22 protein-coding genes are annotated in these 19708 nt (G+C 39.6%); all 22 read right to left on the minus strand.

The genetic code is table 11. The annotated features are described in order from the left end of the window. Positions 1 to 8: 8 nt before the first annotated feature. The 22 genes from mreD to EO115_RS00845 all read right to left on the minus strand — a co-directional run bounded on the left by mreD (position 9) and on the right by EO115_RS00845 (position 19680). Positions 9 to 500: a rod shape-determining protein MreD gene (gene mreD / locus EO115_RS00740; protein WP_126937083.1), complete on the minus strand. Its 492-nt coding sequence runs from the start codon at positions 498 to 500 to the stop codon at positions 9 to 11. Then, entirely contained in the window at positions 497 to 1414 is a 918-nt protein-coding gene (gene mreC / locus EO115_RS00745) for a rod shape-determining protein MreC (protein ID WP_126937084.1), read from the minus strand. The genes mreD and mreC overlap by 4 nt, the downstream gene beginning before the upstream one ends. Beyond that, complete coding sequence (locus tag EO115_RS00750) at positions 1414 to 2448, minus strand: rod shape-determining protein (protein ID WP_126937085.1); 1035 nt, start codon at positions 2446 to 2448, stop codon at positions 1414 to 1416. Before EO115_RS00750 ends, mreC begins: the two co-directional genes overlap by 1 nt. Before the next feature lie 114 nt (positions 2449 to 2562). Beyond that, on the minus strand, positions 2563 to 2727 hold the full coding sequence (locus EO115_RS00755) for a 4Fe-4S binding protein (protein ID WP_126937086.1): 165 nt from the start codon (positions 2725 to 2727) through the stop codon (positions 2563 to 2565). Positions 2728 to 3139: 412 nt separating this feature from the next. Then, positions 3140 to 3502: a helix-turn-helix domain-containing protein gene (locus EO115_RS00760; RefSeq protein WP_126937087.1), complete on the minus strand. Its 363-nt coding sequence runs from the start codon at positions 3500 to 3502 to the stop codon at positions 3140 to 3142. A 102-nt stretch (positions 3503 to 3604) separates the two neighbouring features. Then, entirely contained in the window at positions 3605 to 4600 is a 996-nt protein-coding gene (locus EO115_RS00765) for a hypothetical protein (protein ID WP_126937088.1), read from the minus strand. Positions 4601 to 4856: 256 nt separating this feature from the next. Next, complete coding sequence (locus EO115_RS00770) at positions 4857 to 6125, minus strand: O-acetylhomoserine aminocarboxypropyltransferase/cysteine synthase family protein (protein WP_126937089.1); 1269 nt, start codon at positions 6123 to 6125, stop codon at positions 4857 to 4859. Between the two features lie 47 nt (positions 6126 to 6172). Next, on the minus strand, positions 6173 to 7132 hold the full coding sequence (gene metA, locus EO115_RS00775; protein WP_126937195.1) for a homoserine O-succinyltransferase: 960 nt from the start codon (positions 7130 to 7132) through the stop codon (positions 6173 to 6175). Between the two features lie 433 nt (positions 7133 to 7565). Beyond that, the gene (hydG, locus tag EO115_RS00780; RefSeq protein WP_126937090.1) at positions 7566 to 8984 is read right to left on the minus strand and encodes a [FeFe] hydrogenase H-cluster radical SAM maturase HydG; all 1419 of its coding nucleotides are present in this window, start codon (positions 8982 to 8984) and stop codon (positions 7566 to 7568) included. A gap of 366 nt (positions 8985 to 9350) precedes the next feature. Continuing rightward, a complete protein-coding gene (gene rpmA, locus EO115_RS00785; RefSeq protein ID WP_009353004.1) occupies positions 9351 to 9638 on the minus strand; it encodes a 50S ribosomal protein L27 in 288 nt (95 codons plus the stop codon). A gap of 12 nt (positions 9639 to 9650) precedes the next feature. Next, a complete protein-coding gene (locus EO115_RS00790) occupies positions 9651 to 9965 on the minus strand; it encodes a ribosomal-processing cysteine protease Prp (RefSeq protein WP_126937091.1) in 315 nt (104 codons plus the stop codon). A 5-nt stretch (positions 9966 to 9970) separates the two neighbouring features. Beyond that, on the minus strand, positions 9971 to 10282 hold the full coding sequence (rplU, locus tag EO115_RS00795) for a 50S ribosomal protein L21 (protein WP_009352881.1): 312 nt from the start codon (positions 10280 to 10282) through the stop codon (positions 9971 to 9973). A gap of 213 nt (positions 10283 to 10495) precedes the next feature. Further along, entirely contained in the window at positions 10496 to 11683 is a 1188-nt protein-coding gene (locus EO115_RS00800) for an NADP-dependent malic enzyme (RefSeq protein ID WP_126937092.1), read from the minus strand. 11 nt (positions 11684 to 11694) lie between these two features. Beyond that, positions 11695 to 12483 (minus strand): adenosylmethionine decarboxylase, encoded by a 789-nt coding sequence (gene speD, locus EO115_RS00805; protein ID WP_126937196.1) that lies wholly within the window; start codon positions 12481 to 12483, stop codon positions 11695 to 11697. 99 nt (positions 12484 to 12582) lie between these two features. Beyond that, positions 12583 to 13920 (minus strand): ribonuclease PH, encoded by a 1338-nt coding sequence (gene rph / locus EO115_RS08540; protein ID WP_126937197.1) that lies wholly within the window; start codon positions 13918 to 13920, stop codon positions 12583 to 12585. Positions 13921 to 14429: 509 nt separating this feature from the next. Then, on the minus strand, positions 14430 to 15197 hold the full coding sequence (locus EO115_RS00815) for an amino acid ABC transporter ATP-binding protein (RefSeq protein WP_126937093.1): 768 nt from the start codon (positions 15195 to 15197) through the stop codon (positions 14430 to 14432). A 9-nt stretch (positions 15198 to 15206) separates the two neighbouring features. Then, positions 15207 to 15866 (minus strand): amino acid ABC transporter permease, encoded by a 660-nt coding sequence (locus tag EO115_RS00820; RefSeq protein WP_206168418.1) that lies wholly within the window; start codon positions 15864 to 15866, stop codon positions 15207 to 15209. Positions 15867 to 15868: 2 nt separating this feature from the next. Further along, positions 15869 to 16690 carry an amino acid ABC transporter substrate-binding protein gene (locus EO115_RS00825; protein ID WP_126937094.1) on the minus strand — a complete coding sequence of 274 codons (822 nt, stop codon included), beginning with the start codon at positions 16688 to 16690 and terminating at the stop codon, positions 15869 to 15871. A 218-nt stretch (positions 16691 to 16908) separates the two neighbouring features. Continuing rightward, positions 16909 to 17724, minus strand: a complete 816-nt coding sequence (locus tag EO115_RS00830) for an Rpn family recombination-promoting nuclease/putative transposase (protein WP_164724012.1) — start codon at positions 17722 to 17724, stop codon at positions 16909 to 16911. A 159-nt stretch (positions 17725 to 17883) separates the two neighbouring features. After that, complete coding sequence (locus EO115_RS00835) at positions 17884 to 18384, minus strand: hypothetical protein (RefSeq protein WP_126937096.1); 501 nt, start codon at positions 18382 to 18384, stop codon at positions 17884 to 17886. Positions 18385 to 18462: 78 nt separating this feature from the next. Next, complete coding sequence (locus EO115_RS00840) at positions 18463 to 18966, minus strand: hypothetical protein (RefSeq protein WP_126937097.1); 504 nt, start codon at positions 18964 to 18966, stop codon at positions 18463 to 18465. Positions 18967 to 19092: 126 nt separating this feature from the next. Further along, entirely contained in the window at positions 19093 to 19680 is a 588-nt protein-coding gene (locus EO115_RS00845; RefSeq protein ID WP_126937098.1) for a hypothetical protein, read from the minus strand. Between the last annotated feature and the right edge of the window lie 28 nt (positions 19681 to 19708).

Here is a 19708-nt window from a genome sequence, read left to right on the forward strand (position 1 = left end):
CCTCCTTTCTACCACATATATTCATCTTTTTCTTCCCAACGCCATAGTACATGATGGATAACAATCCCAATAAAAGCATCTACTCCCACAGAGGGAAACCCATGATTCCATATGTAACTAGACAGGATTACCGGCTCTTGTACAACCCATAATAAGCCTACCTGCACCAACAGCACTAGAGAAGCTCCCAGACCTATCCACCAAGCACTAGCGTACCATTGCTCTTCATAAATCGTATGGTTCATAGACCCTAACATGTAGGTCACTACCGCATAGGAAACCACATGCAATCCAAAATAGTTTCCGATAAGCACATCTTGCACGATACCGCCTATAATCGCTAATAGCATCCCCGTAGGCCGGCCTTTCAATATAGCTACCACAATAGCGATATCCATCAATATATGAGGCGCCCAAGATGGAGCAAACCATCTAGGTACCACTAAAGATTGTATAATCACAATACAAATCATCAGTAATGTCAACGCAAATCGCTTCATTGTTGCACCGTTCCTTTAGCCCCTTCCACTTGATCTCGCTGTGTACGAGGAATCAATTTAGGCTCTAATTTAGGCACCTCCGGCGTAGCCGTAAAGGATTTAGTTATGACAAATACTTCTTCTAAACTTTGAAAGTCTACTGTAGGCTCTATAATCGCATGTTTTACAAAACCTTCTTCATCAGTAACAATATCTTTTACATGGCCGAGGATGATTCCTTTTGGATACATGCCTCCAAAACCAGATGTCACAATCGTATCACCTTTTAGCACATCACCATTTAACGCAATATTCACCATTTGCGGTTCTAGCGGATGATTGCCATTACCTTTTAAAATAGAAGCAATTCTAGACTCTGGGCGCTGTACAATCACTCCTGTGGCCGATCTTGGATCTAGAATCGTTTGTACTCTTGCAGAATGTTCATATACATCAGATACAAATCCTACTACGCCACGTGGTGCGATGACCACCATATTCGGAGCAATCCCATCCGCTTGGCCTCTAGAAATAGTAAATGTATCAGTCCAAGCACCTCGATCACGAGTCACTACTGTCGCTCCTATCATAGAAAATTGTGGTTGCTCCGTTTGGAACTGCAACAATTGACGCAATCGAAGGTTTTCGGCTACTAATTCATCATAGGCAGACTGTTTCTGTTCTAACGCGGCATTGCGTGCCTCTAAATCAGAGGTGTCTTTCACTCGCAAAATACCAGCATCTAACACTTCAATACCCGTATGAAGACCTTCCAACAATCGACTCGACCCATACGTAAAAGGAGCCATCATATTTTCCAAGGCCACTGTTACAACAGGAACTTGGGTGCGCTGCTTCCATATGAAACCAAATACACCTAATATGCAGCATATAAGGACGATCATTGTCAGCCATTTTCGTTCTGATTGTTGCATTAAGACCGCCCCTTTCGTAATTTACTTGCCACTAATAGCCTTTCAAGCCGTTCTACATCAGATGCTGCCTTTCCTAATCCCAAGGCCACCGTAAGGTCTGGTGCGTCCGCAATACGAACAGGTACACCTAGCTCTTCTCGCATATGCAGGTCTAACCCTTCTAAGAGCGCTGTTCCACCTGTAAGTAGCATACCACTTTCCATAATATCTGCCACTAATTCTGGTGGTGTTTTTTCTAAGATACTTCGAACCACTGCTACCATCTCTGCAATAGGTTGTCGTAAAATTTCATACACTTCACTTTTTCGTATGATGCAACGTTTTGTAAGTCCCGTCTCTGAATGACGACCAACAATCGTATATTCCCTTTCTACAGAAGGAGGCATGGCCGTTCCCAATGTGAGTTTGATGTCCTCAACTGTTTCATTGGATACCATAATAGAAAATTCACTGCGGATATATTTATAAATCGCCTCATTGAGTTCATTACCACCTACTCGAGAGGTTTTGCTGGCTACCTTTCCACCCATGGATACAATCGCTACATCTGTGGTACTACCACCAATATCGACAGCCATACTGCCTCTAGCTTCCATAATTGGCAAGTTAGCACCGATGGCCGCCGCTACAGGACTTTCTAATAAATATGCCTCTCGGGCTCCTGCTTGTATGATGGCATCGGTCATCGCTCTTCGCTCTACATCAGTAATACCGCAAGGAACAGCCATGACAACACGGGATCGTCGCACAGCCTTTGAAGCTTTATTCATAAAATATTTCAACATAGATAACACAATCCGATAGTCCACAATGAAGCCCTCTTTTAAAGGACTCATAGGTGCTAATGTTTCTGGATTGCGCAATAATAAACGATGGGCATCTTCACCCACCGTTACTACTGATTCTTGCTTTGCATCAGTAGCCACAATAGATGGTTCAGATACCACTACACCACGACCTTCTACAAAAATATGTGTATGAAAGGTCCCGATATCTATTCCTAAATCTCTTCCTAATGAAGAAAATAATCTCATCGAATCTCTCCTTATAAAGAATTCCGTATTCTATTAATTGTAACATACTTTAGGAAGATTATAAATAAAAAACCCCTCGAACACTTATGTTCAAGGGGTTTTGTTTGTTGTTGATTACTCAGCTGTGATTGTTGCTACTGGGCAAACGGATTCGCAAGAACCGCAATCAATGCAAGTTTCATTGATTTCATATTTTAATTCGCCTTCAGCAATTGCTCCTACTGGACAAACAGAAGCACAAGAACCACATTTAATGCATGCATCACCAATAACGCGCATGAGACACCTCCATAAAAATACATATTCGCTAACTTTATAATTATCATTTACGTAAGGTACTTACCTTTTTTACATTCTCATTATTGCACGTTTTTTTTGTATTGTCAAACTTTTCTATATATTTTTTCTATGTGATTTTAACATCCATTTATGCATTTTTCGTATTATAAATCGCACTGTTAAGCTATTTGATAGAGTTTATCATTTAAAATATCAAAAATAAAGGTCTACTCCATTTTATTTATAGATTCTCAATTAATATTATCAGTTTTGTATTTGAGAACGATTGTATTCTCAAATACAACTAAAAATAAAATTAGGAGTATCTAAGTTCATAATTAGATACTCCTAATGAGCGCTGTCTCTTCGAGTAAACTTTCTCTATTGTGTGGAAAGTTATTATATAATACACCTACACGCTGTGATCGCGTTCTGTTTCATAGGAAGAAACTTTCCTCTTAATCTTAAATAGCCGCATTCTATGATAGTCATCAGCCGTATGCGATAAGAGCACTCCTAAGTCGACCTGTAGTACACCTGCAATTAAATATAAAATTTGCAACGTAGTACCAAGGCTACCTTTGGCTCCTTCAATCTTGGCCAAATAGCTTGAACTAATCCCACACAGTTCTGCCAACCGCTTCTGAGAAAACCCTTTACTTCTACGTATCCAGGCAATTTTACGACCTAAACAGACGCAATAATCCCCATAGGCTGGCACTGAATCAATTGCCTTTACATGACTACTCACAGGAATGCACCTCTTTTCAAACATAGATTAGAACAAATACTTTTTGCTAACTGTATTATATACACAATTCGTTTAAAATTCAAGTTCTTTATAGCATACATTCCTAATACGCATATACATTTCAAATTACTGTATATGCTTCGTTAGCTCCACTTGTCCCTTAGTATCTATGTGTACAGAGGTAACAACAGTGTCACCTACTGTTTTGTCTCTGCCTACACCACGAGCAGTTGATTCACTTGTTTCACTCATACTATCCACTGTATCAGCAGTTTCTATCTTTACGGATGTATCATAGATATAAACGTCCTCTTTATGTTGTTTTGTCTGTTTACCTCGGAATACTTCGTTTCTATACAGATCCACCAACTGTTTGCCGTCTTGAATCGGAAGCTCCTTTGCTACTACTGGCAAACTAGAAAATTTGTACTCTCCTGTACTATGAGGTCTATCTAACTTAGAGCTCATAGGTTGCAATTGTTTCTCCAATCCTTTTAGGGTATCTAGCTGATAGGCTCCCTTCTTTGTATATTCTAATGTCATCACATAGCGATGCTGAGGATCTGTTTTAGGAATTAAATCTAATTCAAAGCGAATCGGCAATGGATGCGTCTCGTCTTTCACCACATAACTCCAACGAGCTGCCGTCATCCTTTCATCTGGTAAATACCCTCCGGTCACATATGGATAGGCCGCCACCTTTGGGTCAAATCGCTTCCACACATTGACATACTCCGCATCTGAAAGTCCTTCTATTGGCGTGTCATACCAGGTCGAATTCCACTCCTCCAAGGAGACTCCTTCTTGCGGTTGATTACTACGACGTGTCACCGTCATCTTAGCACCATCATGTAGCTGTAATGCAAAGCCCACTGTACTACCCTCAACAGCCCCTTGCTTAGATAACGTCACTGTATCTATCGTCTGTGCACTTGAAACTTCCCAAGGAAACTCAAATGTAAACTGCCCTTTATCACTTGTTACCACCGTTGTATGTTGAACTACTTCATTCGTCTGTGTCAGTGGCATCCCTACCGCTTCTGTACTAGCCAATACAGGTAACACAGTGCACAAACAGAACGCAGCACCTATTACAACCGTTTTTAAACCATATCCTTTCATGGGGCCTCCTTATAATATCTAGCATAATATATATCATTTTCATTATACATGGTTGTATAGTTCCTATATGAGTAGGACTATACTCTCATATCACAATGTATACTATCCATTATTGCATTAATGCATGATATAACCCTATATAGTATAACATAACCAGAAACCCTACGAATATAAACAGATAAAACGCCACAGGCTATCGCTTATCGCTACATAACCTATGGCGTTATATATTATGTGTTAACTACACCTATGAATCTTATAGTTTGTCTAATGCTTGCGCTAAATCGGCAATGATATCGTCAATGTTTTCGATACCGATGGATACACGCAATTGTTCTGGTTTAACACCTGCTGTCAATTGTTCCTCAGGACTCAATTGCGCATGCGTTGTACTTGCTGGGTGAATAACTAAAGATTTTGCATCTGCTACGTTAGCAAGGTTAGAGAAGATTTCTAGAGCATCTACGAATTTGATACCTTCTTCTTTACCACCTTTCACACCGAATGTGAACACAGCACCTACACCATTTGGGAAGTATTTATCAGCCAATGCTTTGTACGGGCTGTTTGGCAATTCAGGATAATTCACGTAAGCGATCTTTGGATGGTTTACTAAGAAATCTACTACTTTACGAGTGTTTTCTACATGACGTTCTACACGCAAGGACAATGTTTCGATACCTTGGATAATCAACCATGCTGCTAGTGGAGTGATGGATGCTCCAGTGTCACGCAACAATTGAGCACGAACTTTCACTGTGAAAGGAATTGGAAGATCGCCGTATACTAAACCATTGTAATGTACGTCTCCTTCTACGAATCCAGGGTAACGACCGCTCGCTTTGTAGTCGAACTTGCCACTTTCCACGATGACACCAGCGATAGTTGTGCCATGACCGCCTAAATATTTAGTAGCAGAGTGAACTACTACGTCTGCACCATGCTCGAATGGACGGAATAAGTATGGAGTACCAAATGTGTTATCTACAATCACGATAATGCCATGTGCATGAGCGATTTCAGCGATTGCTTCTAAGTCTACCAAGTTAGCGCCTGGGTTACCAACGGATTCTACATAGATTGCTTTTGTGTTATCATCGATGGCTGCTTTGAACTCATCTAAATTGTCTGGATTCACAAATTTTGTTGTAATACCAAAACGCGGCAATGTAGCACTGAACAAGTTGTAAGTACCACCGTACAATGTGGAAGCTGCTACAATGTTGTCACCAGCAGATGCTACGTTTTGGATCGCATATGTAATCGCTGCAGAACCAGATGCTACAGCAATAGCACCAGCACCACCTTCTAATGCTGCTACACGACTTTCCAATACGTCTTGTGTAGGGTTACCTAAACGAGTATAGATAGGACCAGCATCAGTTAAAGCAAAACGACCTGCTGCTTGTTCTGCATCTTTAAATACATAGGAAGTTGTTTGATAGATTGGCACCGCACGGGAGCCTGTTGCGTCTACTGTATGACCTGCATGTAATTGTAATGTTTCAAATTTGTAATTGCTCATGTTAATTTCCTCGCTATTCTTAATTCTTTACTACTTTTTTACTAGGATTAAATGACCCAATCCTGTATATATGGTTGTTCATATTCTCTCGACTGTAATTCACTTACTTCATACGGTGTTTCTTGGTATACATAATAATTTAACCAGTTCGTATACAATATCGTCGAAGCCGATCGCCATCGTATCATTGGGGTCTTTGTCGGATCATCGTCAGGGAAATAATTTTCTGGCATATCAATGTCCAGACCTAACTTCCGATCCCGATCATACTCTTGATACAACGTATCTCGATCATATTCAGGGTGTCCAAAGATAAAAATATGTTTATTATCATAGGACCTGGCTACACCAACACCGGTCTTATCCGCGCGGGCTAGCACTTCTAACTGAGGGTGAGCGTTAATTTCGCTTTCACTCACCGTCGTATGCCGTGAATGAGGCATATAGAAGAGTTCATCTAGGCCACGCATAAGCATGGGCTTACCATTTTGCACTTCTTGTTCGTACACACCGAATAACTTGCTTGGCAAGTCTTCCTTGTGAATACCAAAGTGTTTGTAAATTCCTGCTTGTGCTCCCCAACAGATATATAGTGTCGAGCATACATGTGTTTTACTCCACTCCATAATCTCTGAAAGCTCTTGCCAATATTCTACCTCTTCAAAGGGCATCTGCTCTACAGGGGCTCCTGTAATGATGAGTCCATCAAAATATTCTTCTTTGATTTCATCAAATGTTCGGTAAAACGTTTTCAAGTATTCTTGTGAAGTATTACTTGATTTATAAGACGCTGTGTACAAGAAGGTGACTTCCGTTTGTAACGGCGTATTGCTCAATGCTCGTAAGAGCTGAATTTCCGTTGTTTCTTTTCTAGGCATCAAATTCACAACTACAATATGTAATGGCCTAATGTCTTGTGATTCCGCCCGTTCTGAATCCATAACGAAAATATTCTCTTGTGAAAGTTCTCCAATAGCTGGCAGTCCTTTCACCACTCGTATCGGCAATCTGCTCACCTCTCTTTCCAACTACATCTCTTTTTGGCGATGAATTAAGTATACTAGGATGTCCGTCATATGTCAACAATATATGGACTTTTATCCTTATACAGGATACATATTATTATATATAGGGAATAGCTATAACAACATTTATTATCATATATTTTATAAATGTATACCTTCCATAACCCTTGCATCCCCCTACAGTAGTTGTATTGATTGCTCGTTCCTAAGCATGATTCACGTAATATCTATGATGCTCCACTGTCATCCCCTATCACACCCTAGATTAGACAGGCATCAATAATATACTATGTCCACGATTCTCTACACAGAAAAATGCAGCTGCCCTCTGGGCAACTGCATTTTGTATAATATATATTTTTAATTATCTATGGTACACCTAACACATATAGGTGCAACAATCTCTAATCTCCACTTAGAATCGGAAGTCGCGCTCTCCTTCTTCCATTTGTGCAATATAGGCTTTCGATTTTTCTTTTACTAGATCATTTTTAATGGAATCTAATTGTACATCAATGACAGCATCTCCTACGGCTTTTGTTTCATCATCTGCATAATCTAATAAATATTCTTTCAATGTCATCAACGCATTCGGTTGGCAACAGTTTGAGATTTGTCCGCTCTTCGCCAAAGCCATAAAGCGATCTCCTGTACGACCTTCTCGATAACAAGCTGTACAGAAACTAGGCACATAGCCTAATTCCAATAACCACTCTACAATTTCATCTAAGGAACGGCGGTCACTCGTATCGAATTGAGCAGAATTTTCTTCTTCTGGTTCTTCTTCTACATAGCCACCAACAGATGTACGAGAACCACCAGAGATTTGGGAAATGCCCAATGCTAAGCCCCGCTCACGCATGGATTGGCTTTCACGGGTAGACATAATCATACCTGCATATGGCGCAGATACACGAATCAAAGCTACGATTTTTTCAAAAATATCGTCTGGCACAGCATTACTGAAATCATCTACATCGATATCATCGGCTGGGCAAATACGAGGCACACTGATTGTATGCGGACCTACACCAAACTTTGCTTCTAAATGTTCCGCATGCATCAACAAGCCAACAAAATCATATTTATAATGCTCTAAACCGTATAATACACCAATCCCTACATCATCAATACCGGCCTCCATAGCACGGTCCATAGCCGTTGTATGGTATGCATAATCGCTCTTAGGTCCCGTTGGGTGAAGAGCTTCATAATTTTCTTTATTGTACGTTTCTTGGAACAATGTGTACGTACCGATACCTGCTTCATGCAATTTTCGATAATCTTCCACTTCACAAGCGGCGATATTCACATTCACACGGCGAATCTCTCCATTATCTTTTTTAATGGAGTAAATCGTATTGATACATTCTAAAATATATTCCAATGGATTTTCTAATGGATGTTCACCAGATTCGATAACAATCCGTTTATGTCCCATCGCTTCTAGAGCCATTACTTCTTCACGAACTTGGTCTTGGTTCAATTTCTTGCGAGTAATCGTTTTATTTTTCGCATGGTATGGGCAATAAACACAACCATTGATGCAATGGTTAGATAAATATAACGGAGCAAACAGCACAATACGATTTCCGTAAATAGCTTGTTTTATTTCTTTTGCTAGAGCAAATAATTTTTCTTTATATTCTGGCAATGGGCATTCCAACATCACCATTGCTTCACGATGGTTCAACCCCACACGTGTTTTTGCCTTTTCTAATATGGCATCCAACAAAGGTCTGTTCTCTTTGTTTTCTTCTGCATATTGTAATGTGGCTAGAATCTCTTCATGATTAATAAATTCTTCCGCCTTGGAAGAGTGTACATCATACATAGTAAACTCCTTTTCTACTGACTTAGTAGATCTATGATAGCCTATATCCTTCTAGGCTTTGTCCTAATAGATTCGCTATACCGATTTTATTAGATATAGCACTCTCTTTATTATACTCCACTTAGTAGGCTATGTATACAAGATTAGTATGTATTTTGAAAGCAATTGTTAATACTATGTATGCATAAATAGAAACACACAGGTATTCATCTGTTCATCATTTGTCAGACTGTATATATGCTTCTTATACACATACCACAGATTCCATAGTATATATCTAGCATCAAAATTCGATAAAGAATCATATGACAGCACAAAAAAGGCCACCAGATATTGCTATCTAGTGACCTTTCATATGTGTTATGATTAAGCTTCTACAGGGTATACAGAAACTTTACGGTTATAACGACCAGCACGTTCAAATGCTACACGGCCAGGAACCAATGCAAACAAAGTATCATCTTTGCCGATACCTACGTTAGCGCCTGGATGGAAATGTGTACCACGTTGACGAACTAGGATGTTACCACTTTTTACAGTAGAACCGTCATGGCATTTAACCCCAAGACGTTTGGACTCGGAATCACGACCATTTTTTGTACTGGAAGCACCTTTTTTAGATGCGAATAATTGTAATTGGATATTGAATAACATGTAGTTCACCTCCTATTGTTCACTCACTCTAACAAAATCACTATATTGATCCGCCACATTCTTAATACCAAGAAGCATGGTTTCTAATATAGTTTGTCCTCTTTCAGTAATGGGTTCTGAAAGCAGGATATCTAACTCACCGTCTTCTATACGATACTCCATGGATTGCTGAGCCACCTCATGAAGTCCTAAAAGCGATGTCTGTGAAAGCATAGAAATAGCTGCACATACAATATCTTCTCCGCAGGGACCTGCCTCAGCATGTCCTCGAAAATGACATTCTACAATGTGCCCTTCTACATTGCGTTTCACATCAATGTGAGTCATGATAATTACGCCTCGATTTTTTCGATGCGAACTTTAGTGAATGGTTGGCGATGGCCTTGACGACGACGATAGTTGGATTTCGCTTTGTATTTGAAAACCAAGATCTTTTTCGCTTTACCATGTTCAAGTACTGTACCAGTAACTTTTGCACCGTCCACAAGTGGTGTACCAACTTTAACGTCACCGTCTTTAACTACAGTTACAACTTCGTCAAAAGAAACAGTTCCTTCAGCTGCTACATCCAATTTTTCAATAGTGATTACATCGCCTTCGGAAACGCGATATTGTTTACCACCAGTTTTAATAATTGCGTACATTATGACACCTCCTTGTATTCGTACTCGCTGAATGCGGTTATCTAGCCGAAGCCAAATATTATTGACCTCTTCATGCGGCTTGCAATAGTTGGGCGTACCCAAACTATGACTAATTTATTATATATGATAGCACCACAGATGTCAACGAATTTTATAAGAAAACACCCTCAATTTTTACCATTGAGGGCGTTCTATCATTCACGTTATTAACGATTAGTACGGCACTTCTGTTTTACGAGCTACACCAGTTTTGATTGCCGTTTCAGCAACTGCTTTTGCTACTGCTAACGGAACACGTTTGTCGAATGCATTGGCTACTACGTAGTCTTCTGCTAATTCTTCATCAGTTACAAGAGCTGCTAATGCATCAGCGGCTGCCAATTTCATTTCATCGTTGATTTCACGTGCTTGTACGTCGATGGCACCACGGAAGATACCAGGGAATACGTTTACGTTATTGATTTGGTTAGGCGCATCACTTCGGCCTGTACCCATCACACGTACGCCAGCTGCTTTCGCTTCTTCATACATTACTTCTGGCACTGGGTTAGCCATTGCAAATACAATCGCATCATCTGCTAAGCTTTCTAAAATTTCTTTTGTGAAAGCACCTGCTGCAGATACACCTAACAATACGTCAGCATCTTTAGCAATCTCTGCTAAATTGCCAGTTTTTGTTTCTTGGCCTAATGTTTTAATCAACTCAGCTTGTAAGGAATCAAGACGTTTGTAATCTTTATTCAACACACCAGAGCTTACCATTAAGGTAATATCACGCGCACCTGCTAAGTATAACAAGCGAGCAATGTTGGCACCTGCCGCACCAGCACCGTTTACAACGATTTTTACTTTGGACAAGTCTTTTTTCACAAAGCGAAGAGCTGCTTTTACACCTGCCAAACAAGCAATAGCTGTACCATGTTGGTCATCATGGAATACAGGAATTTCTAATTCTTCTTTCAAACGATTTTCAATTTCGTAACATTTAGGGGAAGAAATATCTTCTAAGTTAATGCCTGCAAAGTTTTTTTGCACTAATTTTACAGTGTTAATTAACACATCTGGATCTTTAGTGTCGATGACTAAAGGAATACAATCTACATTACCAAAACGTTTGAACAGTAGGGATTTACCTTCCATTACTGGGATCGCTGCGGCTGCTCCGATATCGCCTAAACCCAATACACGTGTACCATCGGATACAACAGCTACCATGTTGGAACGACATGTTAAATCGAAGGATTTATCTTCATCTTCTTTAATGTGAAGGCATGGCTCCGCTACACCTGGTGTGTAAGCTACTGTCAAGTCATGAGCATCTTTCAATTCATATTTTGTACCAGTTTGTAAGAAACCTTTTAGTTCCAAGCGTTTTTCAATTGCCTCTTGCTTTACGTCCATGGTAAAACCTCCTAAATTTTTAATGATGGTAAGTTTCTACCGTAGAATATTTCCGCCATCTCTTGTTTGAGTTGTTGGTTGATTTGTTTACGCTCTTTTAGCGTCAAATCTTCTTCGGTGATACCAAATAAATAATTATTAATATCGTACTCTTTCAGCATCATTTTGGTATGGAAAATATTTTCTTGATACACGTTCACATCGATCATATTGTAAAGATTACGAGTTCTAGAATTAATGTAGTTTTGGATAGAATTCATACGATGGTCGATAAATAATTTTTTACCGTGAATATCGCGAGTAAATCCACGCACTCTGTAATCTAAGCTAATGATATCGGAGTCAAAGCTATCAATTAAATAGTTCAATGCATTCAACGGAGAAATCTGTCCACATGTAGACACATCAATATCTGCACGGAATGTACTTACCCCATTGTCTGGGTGACTTTCAGGATAGGTATGCACTGTTAAATGGGATTTGTCGAGATGCATAACAACATCATCTTTATCCACATGATCAACAGGCTCTTCCGAAATCAGAATGGTTACACTGGCTCCTTGTGGGTCATAATCTTGCTTCGCCACATTGAGTACATTAGCTCCAATAATATGTGAAACTTCTGTCAAAATATCAGTCAAACGCTGTGCATTATAAACTTCGTCAATGTATTCGATATATTGGCGTTTTTCTTCTTCTGTACGCGTGTAACAAATATCATAAATATTAAAACTCAAGGTTTTTGTTAAATTGTTGAACCCATAGAGTTTCATTTTATTTGATTTTACAGATGTATCCATAATGTAATATATGCCTTCCTTATAATACTTATCTTTATTATATCGAACTTCATCCATATATTCAAGTCTTTCGATATATTTTTTAACTATTATTATTAATTACTTAACTATTGTCTGCTGTAACTGCTCTACTAATGCCCGTAGCGCTTTACCTCGATGACTAATCGATTGTTTTTGTTCCATCGATATATTGGCCATCGTTGTTTTTAATTTAGGAATGTAAAAGTGTGGATCATAACCAAAACCGCCTTTTCCCATTGGTTCCAATTGGATGATTCCTTCACAAGTCCCTGTAGCTCGAACTAACTGTCCATCTGGATTCGCCCATACAAGAGCGCATACGTAACGAGCTTGCCGCTCCTCTATAGGTACCTCTGCCAATTCTGCGACAAGTTTTTTATTATTGTCTCCATCATTGCCATGACTACCTGCATACCTAGCAGAATAAATACCTGGAGCACCGCCTAAGGCATCTACTTCTAATCCAGAATCATCGGCTACGCAAGGCAGTCCACAAGCCTCTGCATAATACATCGCTTTTAGTTCCGCATTTTCCATGAAAGAAGATCCTGTTTCCTCTGGCTCCTCCACATCTATGATGTCATCGATGGTACGCACTTCGAATCCGAGTTCTTCAAAGGCCGCTGTAAATTCACGAATCTTACCTTTGTTACGTGTAGCTAAAACTACTGCTTTCGAAGGATTTTCACGACCTACCATATGACCTATTTCACCTAATGCGTCTCGTTGTATATCCATCAATTGTTTTGTGGCACTTTCACCTAAATCTAACAGCGCATTCAGTTCATCTCGAGTAAATGTTCCGTGCTCACCCGTTCCTTGCACTTCTACTAGCTGACCTTTGCCAGTACACACCACATTCATATCAACGATGGCTGCACTATCTTCTTCATAGCATAAATCCACCATAGGGCCCTCTTGCCCAATTCCCATAGATATAGCGGCTAAATAATCCGTCACTGGGAATTTGCCATACCCATCGTATACTTTATGAATGGCATCCACTAAAGCCACAAAGGCACCTGTAATAGAAGCTGTTCGTGTGCCACCATCAGCCTGTAACACATCGCAATCTACAGTAATGGATACTTCGCCTAATGCTTTCAAATCCACTACTGCTCGCAAAGCTCTGCCAATGAGACGCTGAATTTCTACAGTTCGACCTGTTTGCTTACCTTTTGCCGCCTCTCTAGGCACCCGAGTATGTGTAGCCCGTGGCAACAATGAATATTCAGCTGTGACCCAACCAGTTCCTGTGCTCTTTAAAAACCGTGGCACCCGTTCTTCCACGCTGGCTGTACAAAGTACTTTTGTATTGCCACATTCAATGAGGACGGAACCCTCTGCATAGGCTGTATAGTTTCTAGTTATTTTCACAGGGCGCACATCTTGAAGCCCACGACCATCAATTCGCATCGTCATTCCTCTTTCTCATCTATTGGATTACATATACCTATTATTATACACAATCTCATGGCTCATTGGCAATTTATGTTGGCCTCGGATTGCCTTTTGCTCTGTGAGTAGGCAGTGTTGGAACGTTCACAGAAATGGCAGAATGCGATGTACCCCCGCCAAACTGTCCTACGTAAAAGTTTGATCGGAGGTACACCGCATTCTGCTTAATGTTAGTGTGAATCTGTCTTAAATACCTACTCACATCGCCGTACAGCCTATAAAAAGGCTAACATCTCTTGCCGTCGCTAACCGCTTGGCGATTGTGTATGATAATCGGCATATGAGGGGGGATCCTCATGGGGCCCAGTGTCCGTGATATGCTTAGTATCAAACATACAAATTCGACATGCCAAGTGACAGGTATAAATAATATCCTATCATCAGTGAGCAATTATAAAATGCGACATAGCCAGGTAAAAACTATGTAATACTGTTTATGCCTGGCTATGTCGCATTTTCTTTTATTGTTATACCCGTAACATAGAGTTTAAGAACGCTTGTGTTCTGGGATTTTGTGGATTCCCAAATACATCTTCTGGGGTTCCTTCTTCTTGTATTTTGCCGTCTGCCATGAAGATGACTCTGTCTGCTACTTCACGGGCAAAAGCCATTTCATGGGTGACGATAATCATGGTCATATTATCTTCTGCTAATTCCTTGATGGTTCGTAGTACCTCACTAGTGAACTCTGGATCCAATGCGGAGGTAGGTTCATCAAAAAGCATAATTTTTGGCTTCATTGCTAATGCCCTGGCAATGGCTACCCGTTGCTTTTGTCCACCAGATAAGGTACTCGGATATACATCTCGCTTATCCCATAGGCCTACTTTTTCCAGCAGTGCTTGTGCGATAGGCAATATATCACTATCTTTCATCTTTTTCACCATTCTCGGTGCCACCATAATATTTTCTAATACTGTCATGTGTGGAAACAAATTAAAAGACTGAAATACCATCCCCATATTTAATAAAATTTGTTGCTGTTCTTCTTTGGATGCGTATACCGCTTCCGTTGCCTCTGCTGGCGTATCCACCAAGGTCGCCCCATCGACGATGATTGTCCCTTTTTGTATCGTTTCTAGTTGTCCTAAGCAACGAAGAAAGGTGGATTTGCCCGATCCAGAAGGTCCAATGATGGACACCACTTCGCCTCGGTCCATGGACAGGGATACGTCTTGCAAGACCGCCACTGATCCATAGCTCTTTTCTATATGTAACATGTCTATGAAAGCCATGGTTCCCTCCTACTCTTCGTAAATCGCCATACGACGTTCTAAATACTGATATAACTTCGTCAATACAAATGTCATGGCCAAATAAAATACGCCGGCTACGATGAATGCAGTAATATCAAAATCTCGTTGTACAATGCTGCGCGTGATCCGCAAGATATCATTCATCGCTAATACATACACCAAAGATGTATCTTTCAATAATGTAATCGTTTCATTCGCTAATGGTGGCAATACTCGTTTGATGACCTGTGGCAATATAATTTTATACATGGTCTGTACATAGGTAAAGCCCAATACTTTTGCCCCTTCATATTGCCCTTTCGGAACAGATTGAATACCGCTGCGAAAAATTTCACACAAGTACGCAATATAGTTCAATACAAAGGACAACACTGCCGCTGTCATATCTGTTAATTCAAAACCCTCAATCATAAACGGCAAACCATAGTAAATAAGTAAAATTTGTAACATCAATGGGGTGCCACGCATAACATACACATAAGCATCCACAATAGTTGTGATCACACGATTTGCACTCAATCGGAGCAGCGCCAAGAGTAACCCTCCCGGCACCGATAAGACAATAACAATAAAGAACAATGACAAGGTCACTTGGAATCCGCCCGCAATAGCCGGGACTATCTGTAACATATATTCCAATACATCCATGGTTATTTATACTCCTCTTTTGTCAAGATGGATGTGCTGCCAAACCATTTTTGCGCCAATTTGTCAGCCGTACCATCATTCATCACTTCTTGTAACGCAGCATCAACTTTTGCTTTCAACGCTTCATCTTCCTTGCGCATACCTACACCTACTTTTTCACTAGCAAAGGAGCCTGTCGCTACCGTAAACACATTATTACCCTTTTTGCCGATTAAATAACGACCAACCATTTCATCTACTACGATGGCATCAATGCGACCTAATTCTAAGTCCATGAAAGCATTTACATAATCTCCATATTCTTTGATTTCTTTAAAGTTCTTAGATTGCGGATCATTTTTTACCGCTTCCAAACCAGTAGAACCAGATTGAACCCCTACACGTTTACCATCAAGTTGTGATTTATCAGCAATACCAGAGTCAGATTTAACAGCGATGATTTGATCTCCACGAAGATATGGTTTAGAGAACAAGATATTACGCTCTCTTTCTTTCGTAATGGTTAAACCATTCCACAACACATCAATACGTTTTGATTTTAACTCCGCCTCTTTACTATCCCAATCGATGGATTTAAATTCTACTTCAGAGCCAATGCGCTTAGCTACTTCTTTTGCTAAATCGATGTCGAAACCTACTAGTTCACCTTTTTCATCTTTAAATCCCATAGGAGGGAAGTTATCGTCCAAACCGATGACAATTTTCTTAGGCACTTCTGTATTTACATGCTTTGTCGATGCCCCACAGCCCGCTACTAACCCAACAATTACTAATGCACTAGCCGCCGCTAATACTGTTTTAGAACACTTTTGTAACCAATTCATACTACTTCTCCTCTCTACAAATATGTAATCTCTATTTCATGATTACATTATACTTTAGTTAATTAAAGTTGTAAAGAGATAAATAACAAAAATTCTATTACATATTCTAAAAATAATTTCTACTAACAAACTTCCCCAACAGCTAAACATTGATGCAAAAAGCGATATAGTAAGTGATCTACTAACCATATCGCTCATTTTCTCTTTACATATGTTTTTTACATTAATCCATACTCTTTCGCAATAGCTGTTACTTCTTCTGCTGTAAAGTTAGTAACTTCTGCAATCATTTCTAAAGATAATTGCTTACGTAACATCTGAATGACAACTTCAGTTTTACCTTCGACTACACCTTCTGCCCGACCCTCAGCTATGCCTTCTTTCCAATATGCATAATGATCCATTGATAGCATTGAATATTCCTCCCTCCAAGCCTCACAATGTTTTGCTTCATCTACGGCACTTTCAATATCTCGTAGTAACTCATCTGATGCAGTTTGACCATCCACATAATCTAGGAACCGTTGTAACGGTTTTGAAATGTCATCCTTGGTACCTTTCGTACTTAAAAACAACTTCGTCGCCCCATCATTTAAGAGGATATCATGTTCTTCCATACAAATATTTTTAAAAGTATACTTATGCCGATTACCACTGAAAACAGGGAACGTGCAAATAAAAATAATATACGAATCATTTAAGCTCATATACTTCTGACCTTTTTGCAAGTGATACATATCCAAAATACTTTGGTAAAAACGTGTGCGCTTCACCAGCTCTTCCATATCTTTGCTAGTTTGCATTTCGATATTGAACACAGTTCCCTTATCATCATTCACATACACATCTAAGCGGATACTTTTCGTTTCCAAGCTCACATCCAGAGTTTTCTCCTCCTGGATGTAGACGATATCCTTAATAGAAATGTCCAATAAACGTTCCAGTACAGCTTTACAAATCGGTTTCTTTAACATAACCTTCTGAAAGATAAAATTGTCTTGAATAGTCAATTCATCGAATGATTTAATACGCATGCAATGCCTCTCTTTCATTCTTACTAAAAGTATACCACAATTACAAGGCAGGTCGGTAGATATATCTAGCCTCATATAAATACACTTCTCTATGAAAGTAGATTTCCCTAGAAAATTTCCTAACAGTGAATACTTTTCAGAAAATTTTTGTAGCCCCATTCAAGTGTTTTTATATCCCTGTAATGCAGCCAACACTTTTCCCTTATCTTCATAGCTTAAAAACTGCAAGCTAATAGGAACTACATAAATGCCACCTGTATCTGTTTGGACGTATAATGTTTTCCAGTCTTCTCCTAATCCCATAATTCCTCGATAATGAACAAAGGTTAAGTATAGATCTGGTGCAAAGAATCGGTGAATCCGTTCTTTCACTAGTATAGGAGTTCGTTTGACAATAATTCCCTCTGTAGCAATATACGCTTCTACATCATCTTGTTGGTACATGCGAAGCAGCGCATACACTGCAACGAAGGCACTTAATATAATCATCGTATGCCATCCATATCCTAACTCTCGATACAATACAAATCCATGATAAATCCCCCACACAGCTATCCCCGCATATAGTAGCTGAAAGCCCCATATCATAACTGTAGAGTTATGTAGCTCTTCTTGGATAGTCCCACAGGGAAACATCTCTTCTACGTCTTCTCGTTTCATACTTTCTCCTAATATACAGATTGGGAAATAGTCACTACTATTTCCCAACATGTTCGTATGCATTTACACAACAATATGTCATTCCGATTCTACTGTACGATTAATTCTTAGAAGCGGCCTATTCTTCCATTCTTGCTCTGCCTTTTCATATTCTTCCTTCATTTTCTTATCATATACAGCTTTTTTAGTATCACGATCTGTTAACTGTTTTACTGTGTTCAAAAGTGATTTGGCTACTTCACTTCTCTCTGTATCCATGAAATAATCATAGTTTCTTCTGCCCACCACCACATTAGAACCAGGTGTATACAGTAATGCGTCTACAACTTTCACATCAGTAGACCCAAAGTACACTTTATAATGTACAACCTCCTGCCGAGGTTTGTTTATATTGATTTTAGCTACCCAAACATCAGCTGTATCCCATTCTGCATCATAGGAAACTGTATTCACATCAAGTTTTAAGGTTTCAGTTGTGTCAGAATATAGCGACTGCCAACGTGGCTCATTAAATTCTTTGGCACCTACTGTATTGAAAAGACCCAACCATAGCACCATCCCTAACAACATTATTTGCTTCATACTCTCTCCTTCATACAATTTCCATATCGGCAATGAATAAATATTATTCACATAAAAGTCTGCTCTTATATTTTCTCAACAACGAACGGTTGGGAAATAGCATCCTACCATTTCCCAACTGTTCCTTTATATGCCAAATAGAGAGCCTAAAATACCACCAATGGTTGCCACACGATTACGCTTTTCAGCTTCTTTTTGCGCTGCTTTTTGTTTTTCCTCAAATGCTTTTTGCTCTTCTAAACGTTTTTGTTCTTCCGCACGTTGTGCCTCTAATCGTCTTTGCGCTTCCTCTTCTTTTTCTTTTTTCAAAGTAGCCAATTTAGTATCACGCCCTACAAGACCTTTGACGGCGGCTACCAAAGCTTCATCTCCACTGCTAGGAGCCGGTGTCCAAGAACCATTTATTGTCCATTCATCGATAATCCGATCTGAACCTTTTTTATAAAGATAGCCTTGTTTTCCTGTAAGCATATTATGTTTAAAGTAAATTGTATATGATCTTAAGCTCTGACGTCCCTCTTCAGGATATATCCACACCACCCAAGCTTCAGCTATATCTGTTTCCGGATCATAGGTCATAGTATTCAAATCTATTTTCCCAGTATAGTTTGCATTAGAATAAAACCACTGCCAACGAGATTCATTAAATTCCTTGGCACTAACTGTACTCAACAAACCTACCAATACCATTACCAACAGTAGCATCTTTTTCATAATAGAGTTCCTCCCCGTAAACACTGTA

This window comes from Veillonella sp. CHU740, assembly GCF_003992055.1.
Taxonomy (GTDB): domain Bacteria; phylum Bacillota; class Negativicutes; order Veillonellales; family Veillonellaceae; genus F0422.